We start from the raw sequence: 24,564 nt of genomic DNA, 5'->3' as shown, positions 1-24,564 counted from the left end.
GATCAACGAGAGAACTGGGGCGCTCGCGTCAACGGCGATGCGGCCAGGCGTGCGCGGGTGCGCGGACCGTCGGTCCGCGGGACGGCGAAGCGGGCAAGGAGGGCATAGAGCCCATCGAGCACCAGGGCGAGGACGACCACGATGATCGACGCGCCGAGGATCTCGGCGAAGTCGCGCAGGTTGATGCCCTGGATGATGTAGAAGCCGAGTCCGCCCAGGCCGACGTACGCGGCGATGGTCACGGTGGCGACCACCTGCAGCGTCGCGGAGCGGAGTCCGCCGATGAGGAGCGACAGGCCGAGCGGCATCTCGATCTGGAACAGGATCTGCCATTCCGTCATTCCCATCGCGCGTCCCGCGTCGATCACGCTGCGGTCGATCGATTCGATGCCGGCGTACGCCCCCGCGAGGATCGATGGGATCGCCAGGACGACGAAGACCGTCACCGCGGCCTCGGTCTTGAGGTTCACGCCGAAGAGCATCACGAGCAGCACGACGAGGCCGAGGGCGGGCAGCGCGCGGGCCGCGCCCGACAGGAACACGGCGATCTCGCGACCGCGGCCGGTGTGGCCGATCAGCCAGCCGATCGGGATCGCGATGACCGCGGCGATCGCCACGGAACCGAACGTGAACGCGAGATGCTGGGCGATCGCGGTCGGCAGGGGAAGCGTCCCCGTGAGGCGGGCGGGCGAGAAGATCCACGCGAACGCCTCGGCGAGCAGATTCATGCCGTCACCGCCCTCAGTCGGCCCGGACGCGGTGCGCTCGTCCGTCGCGTCCACGGCATGAGTGCGCGGCCCGCCAACATGAGCATGACATCGACGATGACGGCGATGACCACCACCGCGATGACGCCGGCGAACACCTCGGCGATGATCCGGCGCTGCGAGCCGTTCGTGAACAGGTAGCCCAGGTTCTGAACGCCGATCAGCGCGCCGACGGTGGCGAGCGAGATCGTCGACATGGCGGTCACGCGCAGCCCGGCGAGCACCACGGGACCTGAGAGCGGGAAATCCACCGTCCAGAACCGTCGCCATGCCCCGAAACCCACTGCGATCGCGGCGGACCGCGCCACGGGGTCGACCGAGGCGAGTCCGTCGGTCACGGAGCGGGTCATGATGGCGACCGCGTAGATCGTGAGGGCGACCAGGAGGTTCAGTTCGGACAGGAACGGGATGCCGAACAGTGTCAGCACCGCGAAGAGTGCGAACGACGGGATCGTGTACAGCAGCCCGACGACGGTGAGCACGGTGCCGCGCAGCGGGGTGTACCGGAAGGCCAGCCACCCGAGCGGCACCGACAGGAGGAAGCCCGCGATGATCGCGATGGCGCTCTGCCGCAGATGATCGAGCGTCAGCGCCCAGATCAGGTCGACGTTGTCGGCGACCCAGCTCACGGCTCGTCCTCCACGAGCACGCCCTGCGTGCGGCCGGCGTCGTCGACGAGCACCGTGCCGCGCGCGGTGCGCTTGGCGCGCAGCGCCCGCGCGCCGCGCTCGACGCCGATGAAGTCGGCGACGAAGTCGCTCGCCGGGTTCTCGATGATCTCGCTGGGGCTGCCGATCTGCGCGATGCGCGCGCCCTTCTCGAGGATCACCACCTGGTCGCCGAGCAGGAACGCCTCGTCGATGTCGTGGGTGACGAAGACGATCGTCTTGTCGAGCTCCTTCTGCAGGCGGAGCGTCTCGGTCTGCAGTTCGCGACGCACGATGGGGTCGACAGCGCCGAAGGGCTCGTCCATCAAGAGGATGTTCGGGTCGACGGCGAGGGCGCGGGCGACGCCCACGCGCTGCTGCTGACCGCCGGACAGCTGGCTCGGATACCGCTTGGCAAGGCCACGCTCGAGACCCACGACATCCATCAGCTCGAGAGCCCGCTCGCGCGCCTTCGCCTTCGGGACGCCGTTCAGCACCGGCACCGTCGCGATGTTGTCGACGACCGAGAAGTGGGGGAGGAGCCCGGCGTTCTGCAGCACGTAGCCGATGCCCCGGCGCAGCGTGACGGGGTCGCGCTCCGAGATCGGCTCGTCGTCGATCCTGATGATCCCGCCGGTCGGATCCACCAGGCGGTTGATCATGCGCAGCAATGTGGTCTTGCCGCTGCCGGACGAGCCGACGAGCACCGTGGTCTTGTGCGCGGGCATGAGCACGCTGAAGTCCTCGACGGCGGCCGTGCCATCGGGATATCGCTTCGAGACCCCACGGAATTCGATCGCCATGCTGCCCTTTCGGCCGGGGTTCCCAGATAACCACAGCCCTCGGACATGACGGCGGCGCTGGACAGAGGCCGTAACCTGCGCCATCCTTCCGCCTGCGCGCGCTTGCGGCAAGGACGTCGCCCGTGTCATCGCCGGCCGCTACGTTAGGGCGCATGACTGCTCGGGAGTACGACCTCATCGTGATCGGCGGCGGCCCTGTCGGCGAGAACGTCGCCGACAGGGCGACCCAGGGCGGCCTGTCGGTCGTCGTGGTCGAGAGCGAGCTCGTCGGCGGCGAGTGCTCGTACTGGGCCTGCATCCCCTCGAAGGCGATGCTGCGCGCAGGCGCCGCGGTGCGTGCCGCGCAACGGGTGAAGGGCGCCGCCGAGGCGGTGACCGGAACCGTCGACGTGGCCAGGACCCTGGTGCGCCGCGACGAGCTGGTGCACAACTGGGACGACACGTCGCAGGTCGAGTGGCTCCAAGGCGCCGGCATCGATCTCGTGCGCGGGCACGGGCGGCTGACCGGCGAGCGCGAGGTCACCGTCACCGGTGCCGACGGCACCGAGACCGAGCTCGTCGCCCGCCACGCCGTCGTGGTGTCCACCGGTTCGGCGGCGCTCCTGCCCGACATCCCGGGGCTGCGCGACGTCGCACCGTGGACGAGCCGCGAGGCGACAGGCGTGCGCGATGTCCCGGCATCGCTGGCGGTGCTCGGCGGGGGCACGGTCGGCACCGAGATGGCGACCCTGTACGCGTCGTTCGGCTCCACCGTGACCGTGATCGCCCGTTCCGGCCTGCTGCGAGGCGTCGAGCCCTTCGCGGGCGAGGCCGTCGAGAAGGCGCTGACGGATGCCGGAACCACCGTCAAGACCGGCGTCGAGGTCGAGCGGGTCTCGCGTGACGACGCCGGCGACGTGGTGCTCGCACTGTCGGACGGGTCCGAAGTGCGGGCCGCAGAGGTGCTGGTCGCCACGGGCCGGGTGCCGCGGACGGAGGATCTCGGGCTCGAGGCGATCGGGCTCGAGCCCGGTTCGTGGCTCGACGTCGACGACACGCTCCGCGTGCGCGGCGTGGACTGGCTGTACGCGGTCGGCGACGTGAACCACCGCGCGCTGCTCACCCACCAGGGCAAGTACCAGGGCCGCGCCGCGGGCGACGTCATCGCCGTGCGCGCGAAGGCCGCCGACGTCGACGATGCCCCGTGGGGGAGGCACGTCGCGACGGCCGATCACGCGGCGGTGCCGCAGGTGGTCTTCACCGATCCCGAGGTCGCCGCGGTGGGGCACACCGAGAAGTCGGCGCGCGAGGCGGGTCTCAGCATCCGTGTCATCGATTACGACCTGTACTGGATCGCGGGTGCGAGCGAGGTCGCCGACGATTACCAGGGACGAGCGCGGGCGATCGTCGACGAGGAGCGCCGCGTGCTCGTCGGCGCCACGTTCGTCGGGCAGGACGTCGGAGAGATGCTCCACGCGGCGACGATCGCGATCGTGGGCGAGGTGCCGATCGAGCGCCTCTGGCACGCCGTGCCGTCGTATCCGACGATCAGCGAGGTCTGGCTGCGCTGGCTCGAGGAGTACGGCCGCTGAGCCGCGCCTGAGGGTGCTCGGAGCGTCGCGGAGTACGCTGACCGCTCACCGCCACCGTGAGGAGGACCGCCATGCGACCCGAGCCCCTGCCCACCGGTCCCGGCCAGGAGTCGGTCTGGGACTACCCGCGCCCGCCGCGTCTCGAGCGGGTCGCACGCCGAGCGCGGATCCGGCTGGGCGGCGAGGTCATCGTCGACACCGACGACGTCGTCCGCGTCCTCGAGACGAGCCACCCGCCGGTCTACTATCTGCCGATCCAGGCGTTCGCCGAGGGGACGCTCACGCCCGGCGAGGGGTCCTCGTACTGCGAGTTCAAAGGCGGTGCCGCCTACTTCGACGTGCGCAGTGGCGACGAGGTGCGCCCCCGCGCGGCGTGGACGTACCCGCGACCCTCCGCGGGTTTCGAGCAGCTCGAGGGCCGCGTCGCGGTGTACGCGCGCGAGATGGACGGCTGCACGCTCGACGGCGTCGAGGTCGTGCCCCAGCCCGGACGCTTCTACGGAGGGTGGATCACTCCCGACGTCGTCGGTCCGTTCAAGGGAGAGCCGGGTTCGCTCGGCTGGTGAGACACCCGGAGCTCCGGCGTCTGTCCTGGGAACTGCACAGCGAACGCCCAGGCCCGACTCTTGTTCACCGATATATCGGTAGGTATCGTCAGGGTATCGGCACACGCTCGTTCAGGAGGTCGTCATGAGCGGTTCGTTCCAGGGATTCGGTTCACGTCCATCAGGGCAGGGCTCGGGGCTTCCGAGCAGCTTCTGGGATGCGATGGACCAGTTGAAAGACACCTTCGAGCGCAGCTTCTCGCCGCGCGTCGCCAAGGGTGATGTGCGGGCCGCGGTGCTCGCGATCCTCGCCGAGAAGCCCATGCACGGGTACCAGATCATCCAGGAGATCGAGGAGCGCAGCGACGGCGCGTGGAAGCCGAGCCCCGGGTCTGTGTACCCGACGCTGCAGATGCTCGCGGACGAGGGCCTCGTCGCCGCCGAGGAGTCGAACGGCAAGAAGACCTACTCGCTCACCGAGGCGGGGCGTGCGGCAGCGGCGGCAGCCGAGGGGCAGTCGGCCCCGTGGGAGGCCGCCGGATCGCGCGACTCCGGACGCACGGCGCTCCCGAAGGCGGGCGCCAAGCTCGCCCAGGCGGCGGCGACGGTCGGTCGCAGCGGCACGTCCGAGCAGGTGGCCAAGGCGGTCGAAGTGCTCGACGACGCGCGGCGTAAGCTCTACTCGATCCTGGCTCAGGACTGACGGCCGGCGTGCCGGCAGACGGCGTCGGCCCGAGTCCGCGGGTTCGGCGGGGCAGACGATCCCGGGCGACCGGGATCGCAGGCACTCCTAACCGCTGAACAGCACCGTCCGAGGAGCTTCGATGGCCGACGTCGGGAACCCGCGCGCCCGCTACCGCCGGATCCTGCGCTTCGCCGGCCGGTACATCGTGCAGGCGTGGTGGTTCGAGCTCGTGCTGCCGAGGTTCGGATTCGGCGCGCTCGCCGCGCGCGGCCGCACGAAACGCCTCCAGACCATCGCCCGCCGGTTCCACGTGCTCGCCGTCCAGTACGGCGGGCTCATGATCAAGGTGGGCCAGTTCCTCTCCTCGCGGCTCGACGTGCTGCCTCCTGAGATCACGAAGGAGCTGGAGGGGCTGCAGGACGAGGTCCCGCCGGTCGCGTTCCCCGCGATCCGCGCGCTCGCGGAGGCGGAGCTCGGCATCCCGCTCGGACGCGCGTTCGAATGGGTCGATGAGACACCCGTGGCGGCGGCATCCCTCGGCCAAGCGCATCGTGCGCGGCTGACGCCGAGCGACGCGGCCGAGACCGGGTTCGCCGACGTCGTCGTCAAGGTCCAGCGGCCCGGCATCGAAGCGATCGTCGACGTCGACCTCGCGGCGCTGCGCCGCGTGGCCGGCTGGCTCACCCGCGTGCGGATCGTGCGCGATCACGTCGACCTGCCCGCGCTGGTGGAGGAGTTCGCGCACACGAGCCGTCTGGAGATCGACTACCTTCACGAGGCGCAGAATGCGGAGCGGTTCGCGACGGACTTCGCGCGCGACCCCCGCGTCACGGTGCCCGAGATCGCGTGGGAGCGCACGACGCGCCGCGTGCTGACGCTCGCCGACGTCACGGCGATCAAGATCAACGACGTCGAGGGACTGCGGGCGGCGGGCATCGACCCGGCGGAGGTCGCGGTCGAGTTCGCGAACGTGATGTTCGACCAGCTCTTCCTGCGCGGGTTCTTCCACGCCGATCCCCACCCCGGGAACATCTTCGTGACGCCGGTCACGCGGGCAGCCGGCGACAGCCGGCATCCGTGGACCCTCACCTTCATCGACTTCGGCATGATGGGCGAGGTCCCCGACAAGCTGCGCCACAACCTGCAGCAGCTCATGATCGCCGTCGCCTCGCGCAACAGCGCACAGATGATCGACAGCATCCGGGCCGTCGGGGTGCTCCTTCCCTCCGCTGACACAGTGGAGCTCGAACGGGCCATGACGGCGCTGTTCGCGCGCTTCGGGGGCATGGGATTCGCGGAGCTGCAGGAGGTCGACCCGCGCGAGTTCCGCCAGTTCGCCAAGGAGTTCGGCGACGTCATGAGGTCGCTGCCGTTCCAGCTGCCCGAGAACTTCCTGCTCATCATCCGCGCGGTCTCGCTCACCAGCGGCATGTGCAGCTCGCTCGATCCCGCCTTCAACGTGTGGGACGCCGTCGAACCGTACGCCGCGCGGCTGCTGCGCGACGAGCGGGGCAACGCGGCGAAGGCGATCGCCCAGGAGGCGGTGTCGACCGCCGGTGTCATGGCGCGCCTGCCGCGGCGCCTCGACGACATGGTCACGCGCATCGAAGATGGGCGGCTCGTCGCCGACGTCCCGAAGCTCGACCGATGGCTGCGCCGCCTCGAGCGCCTGATCCGGCGTGTCGTGGCGGCCGTGCTGTTCGCCGGGCTGCTGATCAGCGGGGCCGTGCTGCGTGTCGAAGACCTCACGATCGGCACCGTGCTCATGATCGGCTCGCTGGTGCCGTTGCTGTACGCGCTGTTCGCGGGCTTCTCGGGCAGGCGCGGCCCGCACGACTGAGGTCACGTCGGCCCGGGGGGATCGGGCGACGGATGCTGCGCCCCGGCGCGTCAGCAGCCGCCGAGGTCCGCGATCGCCGTCTCGACCTGTGCCAGCCGAGCGCCCCCGTCGCCGGTGACCTCGATCACGCGAGCCCCGCCGAGCAGGTCGGGGTCGTCGGAGAGCTCGAGCAGCGCGTCATCCATGGCCTCGCGCAGCTCCGGGTCCTCGTCCTCCGGCACCCGGATGTCTCCGCCGAGCGGCAGGAGCACGAGCAGATCCACGTGCGCCATCGCGGCCACGGTGAGGTCGACGGCTCGGGGCGGGTGACCGCCGGGGCGGGACGCGCGGCCGAGCTCGTCGAGGGCGGTGAGGTACGCGAGGAAGTCGAGCGGGCCGCGCTCGGCGATGACCTTCGCGCCTGGATCGAACTCGAGCAGGCGCCGGGCCGAGATGCCGAGCTGGGCGAGGAAGAGTCCCGCATCGGGCTCGTCGCCCGCTTCATCCAGGAGTTCGTAGGGATCCGGCAGAACCTCGAACTCGGGGTGCGCCGCCGAGAAGTCGCCGACGAGGGTGCTCTTCCCGCTGGCATGGGTGCCGGAGACCACGATCCGCATGATCGGAGCATACGAGTGGAGCGCGTCCGGCTCGGTGGGCTCCCCACCCGCTACGGTGGCACGCAGGAACTCGTCCTCGGGGGTGCGTGTGGTCTGGGCGGTGATCGTGCGGGTCGCGGATCTGCTGGTGCAGCTCGCACTGATCTGGCTCGGGCTGCAGATCCTGCTGGTGGACGACGTCGAACTCACCCTCGATGCGCTCGCCGCATGGTGCGCGGTCGGCGGGCTCTACTGGCTCGCATCGGTGATCGTGGTCGGCGCGAGCGTGAAGCGCTCCCGCACCGCCGCCCCGCGCTGGATCGGAGCGTTCGACGCGCACCCGGTCGTCGCGGCGGTCACCGTCACCGCGACCTTCCTGGCGAGCATCGTCGGGATCGTCGCCGCCACCGAGATCCTGGTGCTCCGCAACGACCCTGGCTGGGCGGGCTGGGTCGAGCCCGTCGGAGTGGTCGCGATGCTGCTGTCGTGGGCGCTGTACCACTGGGGCTTCGCGCGCATCTATGACCGCCGCTACCGCCTCTCGATCATCCCGCCGCTGATCTTCCCCGGCACCGAGAACCCGCGACTTGCCGATTTCGTGTACTTCTCCTTCACGAACGCGACGACCTTCTCCGTCTCCGACGTGCAAGTGGTCACGACCCGCATGAGGTGGACCGTGGTCTGGCACACGACGACGAGCTTCTTCCTCAACGCGCTCATCATCGTGCTGGCGTTCAGCACGATCATCAACGCGGGCCCGGTGGATCTCTAGACTTCGAGAACGAGCGCCCGGGCGCGGCGCTCTCGCCACAGGCGAGCGAAGGAGACGCGATGCAGCTGGGAATGGTGGGCCTCGGCCGGATGGGCGGCAACATCGTCCGGCGCCTGATGCGGGACGGTCACGAATGCGTCGTGTACGACGTCAGCCCGGACGCCGTGTCCGCTCTCGCGGGCGAGGGCGCCGTCGGATCCGAGGGCCTCGCCGACCTCGTGTCGAAGCTCGAGGCGCCGCGCGCGGTCTGGCTCATGATCCCCGCCGGGCTCACGAGCACGGTCGTCGACGAGGTCGCCGCGCTGATGGACCCGGGCGACATCATCATCGACGGCGGCAACTCGAACTACCGCGACGACGTCCGCCGTGCGGCCGCGCTGCGGGACAGCGGGATCCACTACGTCGACGTCGGCACGAGCGGGGGCGTGTTCGGCCTCGATCGCGGATACTGCCTCATGGTCGGCGGCCCCGACGAGGCGTTCGCCCGCATCGAGCCGATCCTGCGCACGATCGCCCCGGGAAACGGCGAGGTCGAGCGCACGCCGGGCCGCGCCGGGGACTTCGCGCCCGAGGAACTGGGCTACCTCCATTGCGGTCCGTCCGGTGCGGGTCATTTCGTGAAGATGGTGCACAACGGCATCGAGTACGGCGTGATGGCGGCGCTCGCTGAAGGCCTCAACATCCTGGAGCACGCGGATGCCGGCGTGCAGGAGGCCGAGCACTCCGCCGAGGTCGCCCCGCTCGAGGAGCCCGAGTTCTACCAGTTCACGATCGACACCCCGAAGGTCGCGGAGCTGTGGCGCCGCGGATCGGTGATCTCGTCGTGGCTCCTCGACCTCACCGCGGCGGCGCTCCAGGGCAACCCCACGCTCGACGGTCTCGCGGGACGCGTCTCGGACTCGGGGGAGGGACGCTGGACGGTCAAGGCCGCGGTCGACACGGGTGTTCCCGCGCCGGTGCTCGCAGCATCCCTGTTCGAACGATTCGCCTCGCGCGGCGAGGACCATTTCGCCAACCAAGTGCTCTCGGCCATGCGGCTGCAGTTCGGCGGCCACCAGGAGCTGCCCGCCGGTGATGTGCTCGAGGCGGGCTCGCGCAAGTCGGAGTCGTCGAGCGGCGGTCAGTCCCAGACCGACGGCGCTTCGTGACCAAGGCCGATCTCAAGAAGTCGATCGCGGCGTACACGGCGCCGCGCGGGTCGTTCGAGATCGTGGACGTCCCACCGATGCAGTACCTCATGGTCGACGGTCACGGCGACCCCAACACCTCGGACGAGTACGGCGAGGCCGTGGCGGCGGTGTTCGGGGTCGCCTACAAGCTGAAGTTCTTCAGCAAGGCCGAGCTCGGCCGCGACTACGTCGTGATGCCGCTCGAGGGCCTGTGGTGGTCCGACGACATGGCGGCGTTCACGTCGGAGCGCGACAAGTCCCGGTGGAGCTGGACGATGATGAGCTTCGTCCCCGAGTGGCTCGACGGCGGGCACTTCGAACGGGCGCGGGATGCGGCCGCCGCCAAGGGCGCGTCACCCGCCCTGGATCGGCTGCGCCTGACGGAACTCGCCGAGGGCCGCTGCGTGCAGACCCTGCACGTCGGGTCGTACGACGACGAAGCGCCGGTCCTCGCCGAGATGCACGAGCGCTTCATCCCCGAAGCACGGCTGCGCATGCGCGGGCTGCACCACGAGATCTACCTCGCGGACCCTCGCCGCACGGCCCCCGAGAAGCTCCGCACGATCCTGCGCCAGCCCGTCGAGCCGTCGGACTGACGTTCAGGCGGTCGGCGGCTTCGCGGCGTCGGGCGCGTCCGGCGCCGGGTGGCCGTGGGTGCCCTCCGTGGTGCTGCCCGGACCGCGCGAGATGAGGTTCGTGGCCCAGCGTTCGTTGAACCCTGCCAGGAATCCGACGGCGCCCCAGAAGAACCAGCTCGCGATGTGATCGTCGGGGACGGTGAAGATGCCCGCGAGCAGTCCGCTCTTCAGGAAGAACACCACGGCCGCGGCGAAGAACCAGCCGAGGAAGATGCGGTAGATCGCCGCACCCCGGGCGGCCGACTCGATCGTGAGATTGTGCATCCGGTGCATGCGCAGCATGACGCTCACGCAGGCGCCCGCCGCGCCTGCTCCGACGGCGACCAGCACATCACGCAGGGCCTCGCTCTGGTCCACCGGCATCGGCCCGTGGCGCCACAGCGTGATGACGGCCGCGCCGCCGGCGCCGATGAGCAGGAGGAGGAAGAACGTCATCGTGACGCCGCCGAGCAGGCCTCGCGCGTACCGTCGGCGCGCGATCTCGCCTTCTCTGCGCTGGAGGAAATCGGCCGCGTAGATGATGCGGCCGTCCAGGGCGGTGAGCTCCGAGGGGTGGGGGCCCGGTCCGTCGAAGCCGATCGCGGCGATTCTCACCGCTTCGTGCACCAGTTCGTCGAGCGTGGCGACGTCTTCGCCGCGCAGGACGAACCGCCCGCGCAGGATGATCTCGTCCAGCCTACCGAACTGCTGCGGGGCGTTCACGGCGACGATCAGCGCCGCCTTCTGGAACTGCGCGTCGTCGACGTGGAGGAGCCCGATCGGCTTCTTCCGCGAAGTCGCACGCTTGCGCGCGGCCGCGCGTCCTCGGGCGGCCTCCCGCATCCGTCCGATCTCGAGGGCGATCCATGACCTGCCCTCGGGGATCTTGATGCCGACGGTCGGTGGCGCCGGCAGCGTCGCATCAGCCACGATCGCTCTCCCTTGGCCTCGCGGCGCGGGTTGCGCCGCATGCTGTGAGGAGAGCGCACACGCGCCTCGTGATACCCCGGCGGACGAACGGATGCCGCGGCCGGGCGGGTCGCGGCATCCGTTTCACGTCGTGCTTACGCCGTCGCGTCGGCGCGCTTGGGGAGCACCCAGCCGGCCCGCGGGAAGTGGCACGTGTAGCCGTTGGGGATGCGGATCAGGTAGTCCTGGTGCTCGGGCTCGGCCTCCCAGAACGGGCCCTCGGGCTCGATCGTGGTGACGGCCTTGCCGGGCCAGAGACCCGAGGCGTCGACGTCGGCGATGGTGTCGCGCGCGACCTCGGCCTGCTCGGCGGACAGCGGGAAGATCGCGGAGCGGTAGCTCGAGCCGATGTCGTTGCCCTGGCGGTTCATCGTCGACGGGTCGTGGATCTGGAAGAAGAACGCCAGGATGTCGCGGTACGAGGTCTTCGCGGGGTCGAAGACGATCTCGACCGCCTCCGCGTGACCCGGGTGCTTGCGGTAGGTCGCGTGCGCGTTCTCGCCGCCGGTGTAGCCGACACGGGTGTCGAGCACGCCGGGCTGGCGGCGGATGAGGTCCTCCATGCCCCAGAAACAGCCGCCGGCGAGGACCGCCGTCTCGGTTCCGGGGGTGCGGGTGATCTCGCCGGTGTCGAAGGGACCGCTGGTCATGATGCGTGCTCCTGGTTCTCGGTGGTGAAGAGGTGTCGGTAGGCGCCGTAGCCCTCGTCCTCGAGCGACGATGCGGGCACGAAGCGCAGTGCGGCCGAATTCATGCAGTATCTCAGGCCCCCGGCCTGCCGTGGGCCGTCGGGGAAGACGTGACCCAGATGGCTGTCGGCGCCCGATGAGCGCACCTCGGTGCGCGGCAGCAGCAGCTTCCAGTCCTTCTTGGTCGAGACGGCGTCGGGCTCGATGGGCTTGGTGAAGCTGGGCCATCCGGTTCCGCTGTCGTACTTGTCGGTCGACGAGAAGAGCGGCTGGCCCGAGACGACGTCGACGTAGATGCCGGGCTCGTGGTTGTTCCAGTAGGCGTTGCGGAAGGCGGGCTCGGTGCCCTCCTCCTGCGTGACGCGGTACTGGGTGTCGGTGAGGCGGCTCAGCGCCTCGGGGGTCTTGCGGTACTCGTTGCTCACGATTCCTCCAGTTCGACGCGGCTGGCTGCGGCGTCATAGAGGAGAACGGATGCCTCGCGGGTTTTGGTCCCGCGAACCTGGGAGCGAGCTTCGAGTTCTGGGCGACGGGTGTCTCCGGCCGTTTCGCATACGCCGACGAAACATCGGTTCGCGTGGACTGGTCCGGCCGGAGCCCCCGATCCCCGGCCGGAAGGCGTCGACCATGAACGACCGCATCACCACGGGCCCGCGCGTCGTCGCCGGCGCCGTCGCCCTCCTCGCAGTGGCGGCACTGACGCTCGGGCCGCGTGCGATCGTCGCGCCGGCGCGCGGTTCGTTCCTGCGCGCCACCGAGGCCGTGGCCGCACCCGTGTCCGCCCTGCTTCCGCACGCGAGCATCGATCAGATCCTCAACGCGCTCCTGTTCGTGCCGCTCGGCGCAGCACTGGCACTGCTCCTCCCGCGCGGGCTCTGGTGGGTGGCGATCGTCGGCGGCCTCGCGCTGTCGGCCACCGTCGAGTACCTGCAGGCCTCGATCCCCGGCAGGGTGCCCGATGTCGACGACGTGCTGTGGAACACCGTCGGAACGACGATCGGCGTGGTCTCGGTGACGCTCGTTGCTCTGGCCGTCGCGGCGGTCGGACGCCTGCTGCGGCGTTCGGTCAGGCCGAGCCGAGCTCACCGCTGAGGCGGCGGTGGAAGCGGGCCGCAGCATCCGTCATCCCGTGCAGCTCGACGGATGTTCCGCGCGCCTCGTACTTCGTGACGATGGTGTCGAGGGCGGCGACCGTCGACGCGTCCCAGACGTGGGTGCGCGAGAGGTCGATGACGACGTGAGGCGGGTCGGCGGCGTACTCGAACTGCGTGGTGAGGTCGTTGCTCGAGGCGAAGAAGAGCTCGCCGTCCACGCGATAGCGGGCGGTGTCGCCGTCGACCTCGCGCGTCACGGTCGTGAAGTGCGCGACGCGCCGGGCGAACAGCACCATGGCGGCGAGCACGCCGAGGATCACGCCGACGGCGAGATTGTGCGTCCACACCGTGGCCACGACGGTCACGAGCATCACGAGGGTCTCGCTCAGCGGCATCCGCTTCAGCGTCGACGGACGGATGCTGTGCCAGTCGAACGTCATGACCGACACCACGATCATCACCGCGACGAGGGCGGCCATCGGGATCAGCCCGACGATGTCGCCCAGGGCGACGACCAGGATCAGCACCCACACGCCCGCCATGAACGTCGAGATCCTCGTGCGACCGCCGGAGGTCTTCACGTTGATCATCGTCTGGCCGATCATCGCGCAGCCGCCGGTGCCGCCGAAGAACGCCGAGGCGATGTTGGCGACGCCGAGTCCCCACGCCTCACGGGTCTTGCGCGAGTGGGTGTCGGTGATGTCGTCGACGAGCTTCGCGGTCATCAGCGACTCGAGCAGACCCACCAGCGCCGCGGCGAACGCGTAAGGCGCGACGATCTGCAGCGTCTCCCACGTCAGCGGGACGTTCGGGATGAGGAGCTCCGGAAGGCTCCGGGGGAGCTCGCCCTGGTCGGCGACGTTCGGAACCGCTGAGAGCCCGAACACCACGACGACCACGGTCAGCACCACGATCGCGATGAGCGGTGCGGGGATGGCACGCGTGACGCGCGGCCAGACGAACAGGATGCCGAGCCCTGCGGCGACGAGCACGTACACCGCCCAGGGCACATCGACGAGCTGCGGCATCTGCGACAGGAAGATCAGGATCGCGAGGGCGTTCACGAAGCCGACCATGACGCTGCGGGGGATGAACCTCATGAGCCGGGCGACGCCCAGCACCGCGAACAGCACCTGGAGGATGCCTGCCAGCGCGATCGTGACGATGAGGTAGTCCGAGCCGTACTCGCGTGCGACGGGTGCGATCACCAGTGCGACTGCGCCCGCGGCGGCGGTGATCATCGCCGGACGGCCGCCGGTGAACGCGATGACGACGGCGAGCACGAACGAGGAGAACAGTCCCACCCGCGGGTCGACGCCCGCGACGACCGAGAACGCGATGGCCTCGGGGATGAGGGCGAGTGCGACGACGAGCCCGGCGACGACCTCACGGGTGAGCAGCCGCGGCCGGCGCAGCGCCTGCAGCACGGTCGGCTCGCTGCGGTAGCGATCGGCGGAATCGGCGACGACGGACACGGGTGCTCCTCGGATTTCGCGCGCACCGTTGCGCCCGCAGGGGGTGGATGAGGGGAGGGATGCCGCGACCCGCGCGGCCCTTCGACTCTAGCCGCGTACCCAACGACGCCATCGAACTCAAGGCCCTCCCCGCCACGCGCCACGCCCGTCAGGCTCGGAGGACGGTGACAAGGAGGAACGATGAAGATCACCGACACGAGCGACCTGTGGTGGAAGAGCGCCATCATCTACTGCCTGGACGTCGAGACGTACATGGACGCCGACGGCGACGGGACCGGCGACATGCAGGGGCTGGCGCAGCGCATCGACTATCTCGCGCAGCTGGGTGTGACCTGCCTGTGGCTCATGCCGTTCTACCCGACGCCGGATCGCGACGACGGCTACGACATCACGGACTTCTACGGGGTCGATCCACGGCTCGGCAACCACGGCGAGCTCGTCGAGGTGATCCGGACGGCCAACGACCGGGGCATGCGGGTGATCATGGATCTCGTCGTCAACCACACCTCCGACCGGCACCCGTGGTTCCTGAAGGCGAAGCGCAGCGTCAACTCGCCCTACCGGGACTACTACGTGTGGCGCGACGATCCGCCGCCCAAGGGGCAGAAGAACACCGTGTTCCCCGGTGAGGCGAAGGGCATCTGGACCGAGGACGCAGCATCGGGCCAGTGGTACCAGCACAGCTTCTACGAGCACCAGCCCGACCTCAACATCGCGAACCCCGTCGTGCGCGACGAGCTGGCGCGGGTCGTCGGGTACTGGCTGCAGCTCGGGGTCGCCGGCTTCCGCGTCGATGCGGTCCCGTTCTTCCTCGAGATGCCGCCGGGCGCGCAGATCCGGGATCCTCACGAGCTGCTGCGCGATTTCCGGCGCTTCCTGCAGCGCCGATCGAGCGAGGCGATCCTCCTCGGCGAGGTGAACCTGCCGTACGAGCAGCAGGTCGAGTACTTCGGCGGTTCCGAGGTCAACGAGCTGTCGATGCAGTTCGACTTCATCGGCATGCAGGCGTGCTACCTGTCGCTGGCGCGCAAGAACCCCGCGCCACTCGTCGAGGCACTGACCTCGCGCCCCCCTCTCCCCGAGGACGTGCAGTGGGCGAACTTCCTGCGCAATCACGACGAGCTGACCCTCGACAAGCTGTCGGACGCGGAGCGCGAGGAGGTGTTCGCGGCCTTCGCGCCCGACGAGCGCCAGCGTGTGTACGGCCGCGGGATCACGCGTCGCCTGCCGCCGATGCTCGGCGACCCGCGACGCATCCGCATGGCCTACAGCCTGCTGTTCACGCTGCCCGGCACCCCGGTGCTGCTCTACGGCGAGGAGATCGGAATGGGGGAGAACATCGACATCCCCGGGCGCCTCGCGGTCCGCACGCCGATGCAGTGGACGGGCGACAAGAACGGCGGCTTCTCGTCGGCTCCGCCGTCCCGTCTCGTCGCTCGCCCGCCGGGGGACGGCTACGCGCCCGAGCACGTCAACGCGGCCGCCCAGATCACGGACCGCAGCTCGCTCCTGCACTTCTTCCGCGACCTGGCGTCGCGGTACCGCATCTCGCCCGAGCTCGGCTGGGGCGCGTTCGAGGTCCTCGAGCAGCCGGTGGAGGCGGTCCTGGTGCACGCGCTGCGCGCGGACGTCGGCCGGATGGTCGCGATCCACAACTTCGACGAGGTGCCGGCGACGACGCAGTTCGCGCTGCCGGACGAGCCCGAGGGCACGTGCCTCGTCGACCTGCTCGGGTCGGACCGCCTCGAGCTCGATGAGAAGGGTCGCGTCGAGTTGGAGCTGCCCGGCTACGGGTATCGCTGGCTGCGGGTCGCACGACCGGGCGACGGGCGCGTGTCATAGGGACGGTCCGGAGTAACGTGGAGGCCGATGTCGGCCTCCGTGTTCACAGGGCATCTGCCCGGCGATCGGGCGTACCGCCGGCTCATCGCGGGGCTGTTCTTCGCGGGCGTCGCGACGTTCGCGCAGCTGTATTCGCCGCAGGCGGTGCTGCCGCTGATCGCCGCCGAGTTCGCCGTGCCGCCCGCGACCGCGGCGCTCACGGTGTCGGTGACGACACTCGCGCTCGCCGTCACCGTCATCCCGTGGTCGGCCGTCGCCGACCGCGTCGGCAGAGTCCCCGCGATGACGGTCGGGATCATCGCGGCGACGGTGTTCGGCCTGCTCGCTCCGTTCAGTCCCGACTTCGGCACGCTGCTCGCGCTGCGCCTGCTCGAGGGTGTGGGTCTCGGCGCAGTCCCGGCGATCGCGCTCGCCTATCTCAGCGAGGAGGTGGATGCTGCGCACACCGCGGCCGCCGCGGGCAGCTACATCGCGGGCACCACGATCGGCGGGCTCGCGGGCCGCATCGTCGCCGGACCGATCGGCGACTTCGCCGGCTGGGAGATCGGGGTGCTCGTCGTCGCGGTCGTGTGCGCCGTCTCGGCGGTCGCCTTCCTGATGCTGGTGCCGAAGGCGCGCGGGTTCGTAGCCCTGCGCCATCGCCCGCACCCCGGGCCGTCGCTGCTGCACCGGCTGGCAGTGAACCTGCGGTCGCGGCGGCAGCTCGCACTGTACGCGCAGGGGTTCCTGCTGATGGGCGGCTTCGTCGCGCTCTACAACTACCTCGGCTTCGCGCTCGCCGAGCCCCCGTACTCGATGCCGCACTGGGCGGTCAGCCTGCTGTTCCTCGCCTACCTCGCCGGCACCGTCGCGTCGCCCATCGCGGGAACGCTCGCGTCGCGCTTCGGGCGGCTTCCGGTCCTGCTGATCTCGAGCACCGTGATGGCGGCGGGAGCGGCGCTCACGCTGGTGCCGGCCGTCCCCGTCGTGCTGGCGGGCCTCCTCGTCTTCACGGCCGGGTTCTTCGCCGCGCACGCCGTGGCGTCGGGCTGGGCGCCTGTCGCGAGCACGCCGGATGCGCGGGCGCAGGCCTCGTCGCTGTACTACCTCGGCTATTACGGCGGCTCCAGCCTGTTCGGCTGGGCGCTGGGCCTCGTGTTCGTCGCGGCCGGGTGGGACGGCGTCGCCGTGGCGGTGCTGGCGCTGATCGCGACGGCCGTGCTGCTGGCGGTGGCGTGGCTGCGTCCGGCGGCGCCGCGCGTGCGGTGAGGGAGGAGCGGATGCTGCGGGTCGAGGCATCCGTGGCCGAATGGTGGAGCGTCTGAGGCGTCGAGTCAAGGGGGTGTCAGCTGTTCACCCCGTCGACCTAGAGTCGCTCGAGTGGTGGACCGAGCCAGCGCCCAGCCCGACCACTCGGGTTTTCGCGCCGATATCCAAGGACTGCGTGCGATCGCAGTCGGCTCGGTCCTGCTCTATCACGCCGGCCTGCCGTTCCTGCCGGGCGGCTACGTCGGTGTGGACGTGTTCTTCGTCATCTCGGGCTTCCTCATCACGTCCCATCTCCTGGGTCAGCTGGAGAGCCACGGCAGGCTGAGGTTCGGGGAGTTCTACGCGCGACGGGCGCGCCGGATCCTGCCGGCATCCTTCGTGGTGCTCACGCTCTCGGTCGCCGCCGCGCTCATCTGGTACCCGCCGCTGCTGATGAAGGACCTCTGGGCGGCGGCCGTCGCCACGGCGCTCTATGTGCCGAACTACTTCTTCGCCTCTGCGAACTCGGACTACCTCGCCGAGTCGTCGAACCCGTCGCTGTTCCAGCACTACTGGTCGCTCGGCGTCGAGGAGCAGTTCTACCTGCTGTGGCCGGCGCTGCTCGCGCTGGTGTGGGTGCTGGTCCGGTCGCGGCGCGCGCTCGTCGGGGTGCTCATCGTCGTGGTGGCCGCGTCGTTCGCGCTCTGCGTGTGGCTCACGTTCGCCGCCCAGCCGTGGGCGTTCTTCTCGCTCCCCTCGCGCGCGTGGGAGCTCGGCATCGGCGGGCTCGTGGCCGTGCTGCTGCAGCGGAGGCGCGGGATCGTGGGCGAACGGTGGGCGGCGCCCCTGGGGTGGGCGGGCATCGCGGCGGTGGCGGCATCCGTCTTCTTCTTCTCGTCCGAGACGCTCTTCCCGGGCGCGGCGGCCGCGCTTCCCGTGCTCGGCACGGCTGCCGTGATCGCGGCGGGCGAGTCGCGGCGCGGACCGACACGGATGCTGTCGGCCCGGGGCATGGTCTTCCTCGGAACGATCTCGTACTCGCTGTACCTCGTGCACTGGCCGGCACTCGTGCTGCCCGGCACCGCGCTGCTGGGGGAGCTGCCGCTGTGGACGACGCTCGGCATCGCGGTCGCGTGCGTGCCGGTCGCGTGGCTGCTGTACCGGTTCGTGGAGGATCCGGTGCGCCGGACGCCGCTGCTCACGAAGCGGCGGGCGCGCGTCACGCTGGCGGGTGCGCTGGCCGGCTCGCTCGCGTGCCTCGGGCTCGCCAGCGGCGCGTACGCGGTGGCCGACACCCGGTCCCTGCACGCGGAGCGCGCGGCGTCGAGCACCGTCATCGCCGACGCCCCGCGCGGCACCGACTTCGTGCCCGACAACCTCGCGCCCGCGCTGCGCGACGCGCGCGACAGCCTTCCCGAGGTCTACGACGACGGCTGCATGCTCGGCATCGCCTCGACGGATGCCGAGGGCTGCGTCTACGGAGATCCCGCGGCGCCGCGCATCGTGCTGTTCGGCGACTCGCACGCCGCGCAGTGGTTCCCGGCGCTCGAGGGCTTCGCGACCTCGGCGGGGTACTCGGTCGAAGTGCACACCAAGAGCTCCTGCCCCGCCGCCGACATCGAGTCGCTCCGCCGCGGTGCACCGTACCCGCAGTGCCCCGAATGGCGTGATGCCGTGATCGACCGCATCAACGCCTCGCCGCCCGCCCTGGTGCTCGTGGCCACGTTCACCGACCCCGAGCTCGCCCCGGGCGTCGACGACGATGCCAAGACATGGGCGGCGGCGTTCGGCCGCACGCTCGACGCGATCGACGCGCCCGTCGCGATGATGGCGGATACCCCCGACATGAGGGAGGACCCGGCGCCCTGCCTGTCGGCGCACCTGTCCGATGCGGCGGCGTGCGCGCAACCGCGGACGGTCGCGCTCGCGGGGGCCGCGCGTGAGGGTGAGGTGACCGCCGCCGAGAATCGCGGCATCCCGCTCGTCGATCTCAACGAATACCTCTGCGACGCTGACGCCTGCCCGCCGATCATCGGCAACACTCTCGTCTACCGCGACTCGCACCACCTCACCGCCGCCATCAGCGCCGACATGGCCGACGTGCTCGGCAAGGCACTGCAGCCGCTGCTGCCACCCGCTTCGGGCGGCTGATCGGGGCGACGCCCGGCGGCCGGCGGGCCGGCCGTTGCGCGCGGCCCCTCCAGCCCGGAACGATGGGGGACATGCGCGCGGTCGTATACGAGCGGTACGGGTCGCCCGAGCGGCTCGAGGTGCGCGACGTCCCCCGGCCGGTGCCCGCCGCCGGCGAGGTGCTCGTGGAGGTCTTCGCGACGTCGGTCAACCTGTCGGATTGGGAAGGGCTGCACGGCAGTCCCGCCTATGCCCGAATCGGCGGGCTGTTCCGGCCCCGCCGGAGGATCCTCGGCTCCGACATCGCCGGCCGGATCGCGGCCGTCGGCGACGGCGCGACCCGCTTCGCGGTCGGCGACGCGGTGTTCGGCGACATCATGCCCCGCTACGGCGGGTTCGCCGAGTTCGTCGCCGTGCCCGAGTCGATGCTGGCTCCGAAGCCTGCCGAGCTGTCGTTCGCCGAGGCGGCCGCTCTTCCGCAGGCTGCGGCGATCGCGACCCATGCCGTCGCGCTGGCGAAGCCGGGAGCACGGATGCTGCTCAACGGCGCCGGCGGAGGCTCGGGGAGCCTCGCGATCCAGCTTGCGGCCCAGCAGGGCGTGCACGTGACGGCGGTCGACAACGCGGGCAAGCTCGACTTCCTTCGCGCGCTCGGCGCGGACGAGGTGATCGACTACCGCCGCGACGACTTCACGCGGCACGGGCCGTACGACCTCATCGTGGACCTGGTCGCCCGCCGTTCGGTGTTCGCCTACGCCCGCGCGCTTGCGAAGGGCGGCCGGTGCGTGATGGTGGGCGGAACGGCACGGACCCTGATACGGATGCTGACCGCCGGCGCGCTGCTCGGGGCCCTGACCCGCACGCACCTGGGCGTGCTCGTCGTGCGCCAGGGGCCGTCCGCGTTCGTCCCGGTCGCCGAACGCTGTGCGGCGGGCGAGGTGCAGGTGCAGATCGACCGCGTGTTCCCGCTCGACCAGGTGCCCGAGGCGCTCGCGTGGCACGGCGAGGGCCATGCCCTCGGCAAGGTCGTGGTGGCGGTGCGCTGATGCGGGGCTCGAGCCATCCTCGAGCCGACGCGACTCGCGGTGGGTATCAGTCCGACGCGCAGTGTGTCAACGGGCAGGCGGATCCGGGTACCTCCGAATAACCTGGCGGAGCAACACAAGCAGTTCAGCGCGTAGCGGTCGAGCTTCGGCGTTCGGGTCGCCGTACCGTCTCCCGCGAACGCGTGATGGTCCCGGTGGGAGGGCAACCCACCGGGACCATCTTGTTCGTCGGGGACTCCGGATGCCGCGTGCCGAGGCATCCGTCCGGTATTAGCCTGTCGGCATGCACCGGATCTTCTCGATCAGCTTCGCCTCGGTCTACCCGCTCTACGTCACCAAGGTCGAGAAGAAGGGACGCACGACCGCGGAGCTCGACGAGGTCATCGAGTGGCTCACGGGGTTCGACGACGCCGAGCTGAAGCAGCACATCGACGAGCACACGACCTTCGAGGACTTCTTCGCGGACGCCGACCTCAACCCGAACGCCTCGCTCATCACGGGAGTCATCTGCGGCATGCGCGTCGAGGAGATCGAGGACCCGCTGATGCAGAAGATTCGCTACCTCGACAAGCTCGTCGACGAGCTCGCCCGCGGGAAGTCGATGGAGAAGATCCTCCGCGCCGCCTGATCGACCGGGTCGACGCCCACCTCGACGCCGTCGAGCCAACGGCGGACGCGACCCGCGTCGTCGACGATCAGGCCGGTCGTCGGGCCGGCGCGTCCGATCCACCCGAGGTCGTCGACTCCGGCCACGACAGCCGCAGTGGCCCAGACATCGGCGTGGGCGAGGCTTGCCGACACCACCGTCGCCGACACGGCTCCCGTGGCCGCGCGGCCGGATCGCGGATCGATGATGTGCGCTCCGCGCTCCGCGCTCCCCGAGGTGGCGACGGCTCCATCGCGCACGGGCACGGTGGCGAGCACCCGCGCCCGGTCGGCGGGATCGACGATCGCGACGTTCCAGGTCCAGTCCGCTCCCGGCGCGGTGAACAGCTGGAGGTCGCCGCCCGCGTTGATCCCCGCGGCGACCACGCCCGGGCGCTCGAGCAGCGGGGCGAGGTGCGCACGGGCCGTCCGCTCCGCGGCCCAACCTTTGACGTAGCCGGTGGGGTCGAACACACCGGCCCACGTCGCGGTGAACAGGCCGCCGGTGTCGGACTCGGCCTGCGCGCACGCCCTGGCGACCTCGGCGACCCAGGGCGAGGCATCCACCATCGCGAGCTCGCCGCGCGCCACGCGCAGCAGGTCGGAGTCGTCGCGATACGGCGAGAAGACCCGATCCACGAGGCGCAGCTCGCTGAAACAGGCGGCGGTGGCGGTGGCGAAGACGTGGGCGTCGATGTCACCGATCACATGCACGCTGATCGCCGTGCCCATGATGTCGGCGACTTCCACGTGCCGGGGCGGACGCCTCATGCCCGTGCCTGGTCGATCGCGCTCTGCAGCGACTGCAGGTAGCCCTGGCTGGTGTACGTCGCGCCCGACACCATGTCGATGTCGGCGGACTGGGCGGCGGTGGTCTCGGCGACGAGCACGGGCAGTGCGCGCTGGTTGATCTGGCGGTCGCGGGGGTTGCCCGACGGGTACTCCGGCACCTGGACGTCGGTGATCTGCCCGCCCGAGACCGTGATCTGCACCTGGACCGGGCCGAAGCGGGTGGTCGCCGACGAGCCCGTGAAGGTGCCGTCGGAGAGTCCGGTCGACGACGCGGATCCTGTCTCCGAGCCCGTCGCCCCGGAGGTCGCACCGCTCGAGCCCGCGGCTGAACCCGCATCTGTCTCGCCGCCGCTGTCGGTCTGGGTCCCGGTGCCGGTCTGAGTGCCGGTGTCGGTTTGAGTGCCGGCGTCGGTTTCGCTGCCCGTCGAGCCCGACGAGCCGGACGAGCTCGACGAAGTGGTCGCGGTGTCCGCGGCGACGGGCTGGACCGCGTCGACGTGCGAGGTGCGATAGCTGAACAGCAGCACCAGGCCGCTGAGGGTAGCGAGGACGGCGTAGACGATCTTCTTCATCGCGGACTCCTGGAACGGTGCATGACGGCCTCAGATCGTGAAGGACTCGGTGTGGATGCGGGCCGGCGCGACGCCCGCCGCACGCAGGTCGCGGGTGACGGCATCCATCCACAGCTGCGGACCGCAGACGAACACGTCGTACGCGGCGAGGTCGGGCGCGAGATGACGGAGGGCATCGGCGCCGTTCCAGGCGGCATGCGTCGCGGGCAGCCACGGCGTCGCGGACGACGCGCGCGGCCCGTCGAGCCGAACGTGTCGCACCCCGCGATCACGCACGAGCGCGGCGATGGCGGCGTCCCGCAATGCGGCGTCAGGGGTCGAGTCACGGGTGACGAGCGTCGCGTCGCCCGGAGCGTACGGCTCGGACTCGAGCAGCGACACGAGTGGTGCGACCCCGGCGCCGGCGCCGACCATGAGCAGCTTGTGCCCGCGGCGCTCGTCTCCGGTCATCCGACCGTACGGGCCTTCGATCAGCACCCGCGTGCCGGGGCGCAGGGCGGCGAGCCGGGCGGTGCCGTCCCCGACGATCCGCGCCGAGATGGCGAGCTCGCCGCCGCGGGGTGCCGAGGAGAGGGAGAACGGATGGCCGCGCGACCACCCTGCGCCGTCGAGGAAGCGCCAGACGAAGAACTGGCCGCCGCGCGCGCCGAGGCGCTCGAGCCGGCGTCCGCGCATCCGCACGGTCACCCCGCCCGAGCCGTCGGCCTCGATGGCGGCGACCCGCAGACCGTGCCGCCACGACCGCACCGCCGGAACGCCGAGGCGGAACACGACGACGGCGGCGGCCGCGAGCGCCCACAGGGTCCACCAGTAGACGGTGGCCCACGGCGACGCCGTGAAGTCGGCGCCGGCCCACAGCTGGTGCGGCAGCGCGATGCCGACGCCGATGTACGCGTACAGGTGGAGCAGGTGCCACGACTCGTACCGCAGCCGGCGCCGGGCGCGCCGCATCGACGTCACCGCGACGAGCACGATGAGCACGGCGCCCGCCGTCGCGAGCAGCATGCCGGGGTAGTCCCACACGAACTCCCACAGCTGCACGAACGGGTTGATCTGGGCGACCGACGCGTAGCCGGCGACGAGCAGCGCGATGTGCGCGAGCATGAGCCACAACGACCAGAACCCGACGACGCGGTGCATCCTCGTGATGCCGTCGCGGCCGAACCCTCGCTCGAACAGCGGCACCCGCGCCATGAGCAGCACCTGGTAGAGCAGGAGGTTCGCCGCGACCAGGCCGCAGAGGCGCCCGACCGCGTTGACTGCCTCCGCGCCGCCTCCGAGGACCGCGTCGACTCCGCCGCCCGACACCCACAGCGCCGCCACGAACAGGCTCGTCAGCCAGATGGCGAGGATCGCGCCGGCGTTCCACGCGGTTGCGCGGTGCGGTCCCGCCGAGACGGACGGATGCCGCAGCGCGACCGGTGCGGTCGGTGACGCGATCGTCGCCATGGCTGCTCCTCAGGACTCAGGGCTCAGAACTCAGACTCAGGACTTAGGGGGAAGGCTCAGGACCCGTCGGAGTCGGTCCCGGAGCCGGAATCGGAGTCGGAGTCGTCGCCGCGCGGGTCGCCCTGACCGGGACCGCCACCGGGTCCGCCGTTCTGCCAGCCGTCGTCGGGGCCGCCGCACTGCCCGGACCCGTCTCCAGGCCGGCCTGGCGCATTGCCGTCCTGGTTCCAGCCGACCGGGCCGCCGGCGGGTCCGCGCGAGCTGCCCGCGGCCCAACCGGTGCCGAAGCCGACGCCGAGGAGCAGGACGGCGGCGACCGCGGCACCGGTGATCTTGACCCACGTGCGCCGCAGGAACGGCGGCTTCTCCGTAGCGGGCGCGGGGGCGGCGGCCACGACCGGAGCGACTGGAGCGGCCGCTGTCGCATCCGACGCGGGGGTCGACGGCGCGACGGGTGGCTGCGGCGGGACAGGCGTCGTCGCCTGGGTGGGCGCCGCAGGGGCGGGTGTGGTGGGCTCGGGCGTGACCGGTTCGGTGGAGGCCGCCTCGTCGGGCGTGCCGGCGGGCTTTTCAGGCGTGCTGTCGGACATGACCACACTGTCGCGCCGCGGTTCCAAGACTGCTCAAAGAGTCGGTCGATCTG

The 24,564-nt window shown here is 70.8% G+C and carries 25 protein-coding genes; 13 read left to right on the top strand and 12 right to left on the bottom strand.

The window, feature by feature from the left end:
• Positions 1-2 precede the first annotated feature (2 nt).
• From ACFVSU_RS04950 to ACFVSU_RS04940, 3 genes are read right to left on the bottom strand one after another with little or no spacing between them, the layout of a single operon-like run.
• Positions 3-728, bottom strand: a complete 726-nt coding sequence (locus tag ACFVSU_RS04950) for an ABC transporter permease (RefSeq protein WP_387141234.1) — start codon at positions 726-728, stop codon at positions 3-5.
• Positions 725-1,396, bottom strand: a complete 672-nt coding sequence (locus ACFVSU_RS04945; RefSeq protein ID WP_387138924.1) for an ABC transporter permease — start codon at positions 1,394-1,396, stop codon at positions 725-727. Before ACFVSU_RS04945 ends, ACFVSU_RS04950 begins: the two co-directional genes overlap by 4 nt.
• Positions 1,393-2,217 carry an ABC transporter ATP-binding protein gene (locus ACFVSU_RS04940; RefSeq protein WP_387138921.1) on the bottom strand — a complete coding sequence of 275 codons (825 nt, stop codon included), beginning with the start codon at positions 2,215-2,217 and terminating at the stop codon, positions 1,393-1,395. The genes ACFVSU_RS04945 and ACFVSU_RS04940 overlap by 4 nt, the downstream gene beginning before the upstream one ends.
• Positions 2,218-2,369: 152 nt before the next feature.
• Between ACFVSU_RS04940 and ACFVSU_RS04935 the strand changes: the two genes are divergently transcribed.
• The 4 genes from ACFVSU_RS04935 to ACFVSU_RS04920 all read left to right on the top strand — a co-directional run bounded on the left by ACFVSU_RS04935 (position 2,370) and on the right by ACFVSU_RS04920 (position 6,858).
• Complete coding sequence (locus tag ACFVSU_RS04935) at positions 2,370-3,788, top strand: dihydrolipoyl dehydrogenase family protein (RefSeq protein ID WP_387138918.1); 1,419 nt, start codon at positions 2,370-2,372, stop codon at positions 3,786-3,788.
• A 71-nt stretch (positions 3,789-3,859) separates the two neighbouring features.
• Positions 3,860-4,354, top strand: coding sequence for a DUF427 domain-containing protein (locus tag ACFVSU_RS04930; RefSeq protein ID WP_387138915.1), 495 nt, complete (start codon positions 3,860-3,862; stop codon positions 4,352-4,354).
• A 124-nt stretch (positions 4,355-4,478) separates the two neighbouring features.
• Positions 4,479-5,036, top strand: coding sequence for a PadR family transcriptional regulator (locus tag ACFVSU_RS04925; RefSeq protein WP_387138912.1), 558 nt, complete (start codon positions 4,479-4,481; stop codon positions 5,034-5,036).
• A 121-nt stretch (positions 5,037-5,157) separates the two neighbouring features.
• Positions 5,158-6,858, top strand: a complete 1,701-nt coding sequence (locus ACFVSU_RS04920) for an ABC1 kinase family protein (protein WP_387138909.1) — start codon at positions 5,158-5,160, stop codon at positions 6,856-6,858.
• Positions 6,859-6,908: 50 nt separating this feature from the next.
• On the opposite strand, the gene ACFVSU_RS04915 is transcribed toward ACFVSU_RS04920, so the two are convergent.
• Positions 6,909-7,454 carry a hypothetical protein gene (locus ACFVSU_RS04915; protein ID WP_387138906.1) on the bottom strand — a complete coding sequence of 182 codons (546 nt, stop codon included), beginning with the start codon at positions 7,452-7,454 and terminating at the stop codon, positions 6,909-6,911.
• On the opposite strand from ACFVSU_RS04915, the gene ACFVSU_RS04910 reads away from it, so the two are divergent.
• From ACFVSU_RS04910 to ACFVSU_RS04900, 3 genes are read left to right on the top strand one after another with little or no spacing between them, the layout of a single operon-like run.
• Complete coding sequence (locus tag ACFVSU_RS04910) at positions 7,453-8,205, top strand: DUF1345 domain-containing protein (protein ID WP_387138904.1); 753 nt, start codon at positions 7,453-7,455, stop codon at positions 8,203-8,205. The two genes, ACFVSU_RS04915 and ACFVSU_RS04910, sit on opposite strands and share 2 nt — an antisense overlap.
• 59 nt (positions 8,206-8,264) lie before the next feature.
• Positions 8,265-9,353 carry a phosphogluconate dehydrogenase (NAD(+)-dependent, decarboxylating) gene (gene gnd, locus ACFVSU_RS04905; RefSeq protein WP_387138900.1) on the top strand — a complete coding sequence of 363 codons (1,089 nt, stop codon included), beginning with the start codon at positions 8,265-8,267 and terminating at the stop codon, positions 9,351-9,353.
• Entirely contained in the window at positions 9,350-9,970 is a 621-nt protein-coding gene (locus ACFVSU_RS04900; RefSeq protein ID WP_387138897.1) for a GyrI-like domain-containing protein, read from the top strand. Before gnd ends, ACFVSU_RS04900 begins: the two co-directional genes overlap by 4 nt.
• A 3-nt stretch (positions 9,971-9,973) precedes the next feature.
• On the opposite strand, the gene ACFVSU_RS04895 is transcribed toward ACFVSU_RS04900, so the two are convergent.
• From ACFVSU_RS04895 to msrB, 3 genes are all read right to left on the bottom strand, one after another.
• Positions 9,974-10,921: a hypothetical protein gene (locus ACFVSU_RS04895; protein ID WP_387138894.1), complete on the bottom strand. Its 948-nt coding sequence runs from the start codon at positions 10,919-10,921 to the stop codon at positions 9,974-9,976.
• 134 nt (positions 10,922-11,055) lie between these two features.
• Positions 11,056-11,610, bottom strand: a complete 555-nt coding sequence (gene msrA / locus ACFVSU_RS04890) for a peptide-methionine (S)-S-oxide reductase MsrA (protein ID WP_387138891.1) — start codon at positions 11,608-11,610, stop codon at positions 11,056-11,058.
• The gene (gene msrB / locus ACFVSU_RS04885; RefSeq protein WP_387138888.1) at positions 11,607-12,074 is read right to left on the bottom strand and encodes a peptide-methionine (R)-S-oxide reductase MsrB; all 468 of its coding nucleotides are present in this window, start codon (positions 12,072-12,074) and stop codon (positions 11,607-11,609) included. The genes msrA and msrB overlap by 4 nt, the downstream gene beginning before the upstream one ends.
• Positions 12,075-12,276: 202 nt before the next feature.
• Here msrB and ACFVSU_RS04880 point away from each other — a divergent pair, with 202 nt between their 5' ends.
• On the top strand, positions 12,277-12,741 hold the full coding sequence (locus ACFVSU_RS04880; RefSeq protein ID WP_387138885.1) for a VanZ family protein: 465 nt from the start codon (positions 12,277-12,279) through the stop codon (positions 12,739-12,741).
• Here ACFVSU_RS04880 and ACFVSU_RS04875 read toward each other — a convergent pair.
• A complete protein-coding gene (locus ACFVSU_RS04875; protein ID WP_387138882.1) occupies positions 12,716-14,218 on the bottom strand; it encodes a SulP family inorganic anion transporter in 1,503 nt (500 codons plus the stop codon). The two genes, ACFVSU_RS04880 and ACFVSU_RS04875, sit on opposite strands and share 26 nt — an antisense overlap.
• 180 nt (positions 14,219-14,398) lie before the next feature.
• Between ACFVSU_RS04875 and ACFVSU_RS04870 the strand changes: the two genes are divergently transcribed.
• From ACFVSU_RS04870 to ACFVSU_RS04850, 5 genes are all read left to right on the top strand, one after another.
• The gene (locus ACFVSU_RS04870) at positions 14,399-16,060 is read left to right on the top strand and encodes an alpha-amylase family protein (RefSeq protein WP_387138879.1); all 1,662 of its coding nucleotides are present in this window, start codon (positions 14,399-14,401) and stop codon (positions 16,058-16,060) included.
• Positions 16,061-16,087: 27 nt separating this feature from the next.
• Positions 16,088-17,308 (top strand): MFS transporter, encoded by a 1,221-nt coding sequence (locus ACFVSU_RS04865; RefSeq protein WP_387138876.1) that lies wholly within the window; start codon positions 16,088-16,090, stop codon positions 17,306-17,308.
• Between the two features lie 111 nt (positions 17,309-17,419).
• On the top strand, positions 17,420-19,438 hold the full coding sequence (locus ACFVSU_RS04860; RefSeq protein ID WP_387138873.1) for an acyltransferase family protein: 2,019 nt from the start codon (positions 17,420-17,422) through the stop codon (positions 19,436-19,438).
• A gap of 71 nt (positions 19,439-19,509) precedes the next feature.
• A complete protein-coding gene (locus ACFVSU_RS04855; protein WP_387138870.1) occupies positions 19,510-20,463 on the top strand; it encodes an NAD(P)-dependent alcohol dehydrogenase in 954 nt (317 codons plus the stop codon).
• A 283-nt stretch (positions 20,464-20,746) separates the two neighbouring features.
• Positions 20,747-21,091 carry a DUF2200 domain-containing protein gene (locus ACFVSU_RS04850; protein WP_387138867.1) on the top strand — a complete coding sequence of 115 codons (345 nt, stop codon included), beginning with the start codon at positions 20,747-20,749 and terminating at the stop codon, positions 21,089-21,091.
• Here ACFVSU_RS04850 and ACFVSU_RS04845 read toward each other — a convergent pair.
• The 4 genes from ACFVSU_RS04845 to ACFVSU_RS04830 are packed head-to-tail and all read right to left on the bottom strand — an operon-like array spanning position 21,022 to position 24,511.
• Positions 21,022-21,879 (bottom strand): FAD:protein FMN transferase, encoded by an 858-nt coding sequence (locus ACFVSU_RS04845; protein WP_387138864.1) that lies wholly within the window; start codon positions 21,877-21,879, stop codon positions 21,022-21,024. The genes ACFVSU_RS04850 and ACFVSU_RS04845 overlap by 70 nt on opposite strands.
• A complete protein-coding gene (locus ACFVSU_RS04840; RefSeq protein ID WP_387138861.1) occupies positions 21,876-22,472 on the bottom strand; it encodes an FMN-binding protein in 597 nt (198 codons plus the stop codon). Before ACFVSU_RS04840 ends, ACFVSU_RS04845 begins: the two co-directional genes overlap by 4 nt.
• A gap of 30 nt (positions 22,473-22,502) precedes the next feature.
• A complete protein-coding gene (locus ACFVSU_RS04835; RefSeq protein ID WP_387138858.1) occupies positions 22,503-23,921 on the bottom strand; it encodes a ferric reductase-like transmembrane domain-containing protein in 1,419 nt (472 codons plus the stop codon).
• Between the two features lie 56 nt (positions 23,922-23,977).
• A complete protein-coding gene (locus ACFVSU_RS04830) occupies positions 23,978-24,511 on the bottom strand; it encodes a hypothetical protein (protein ID WP_387138855.1) in 534 nt (177 codons plus the stop codon).
• Positions 24,512-24,564: the final 53 nt, after the last annotated feature.

This window comes from Microbacterium sp. NPDC058062 (assembly GCF_042885375.1).
Taxonomy (GTDB): Bacteria; Actinomycetota; Actinomycetes; order Actinomycetales; family Microbacteriaceae; genus Microbacterium; species Microbacterium trichothecenolyticum_C.
The sequence above is the reverse complement of the archived record's forward strand: the minus strand, read 5'-3'. Positions and strand labels throughout refer to the sequence as shown.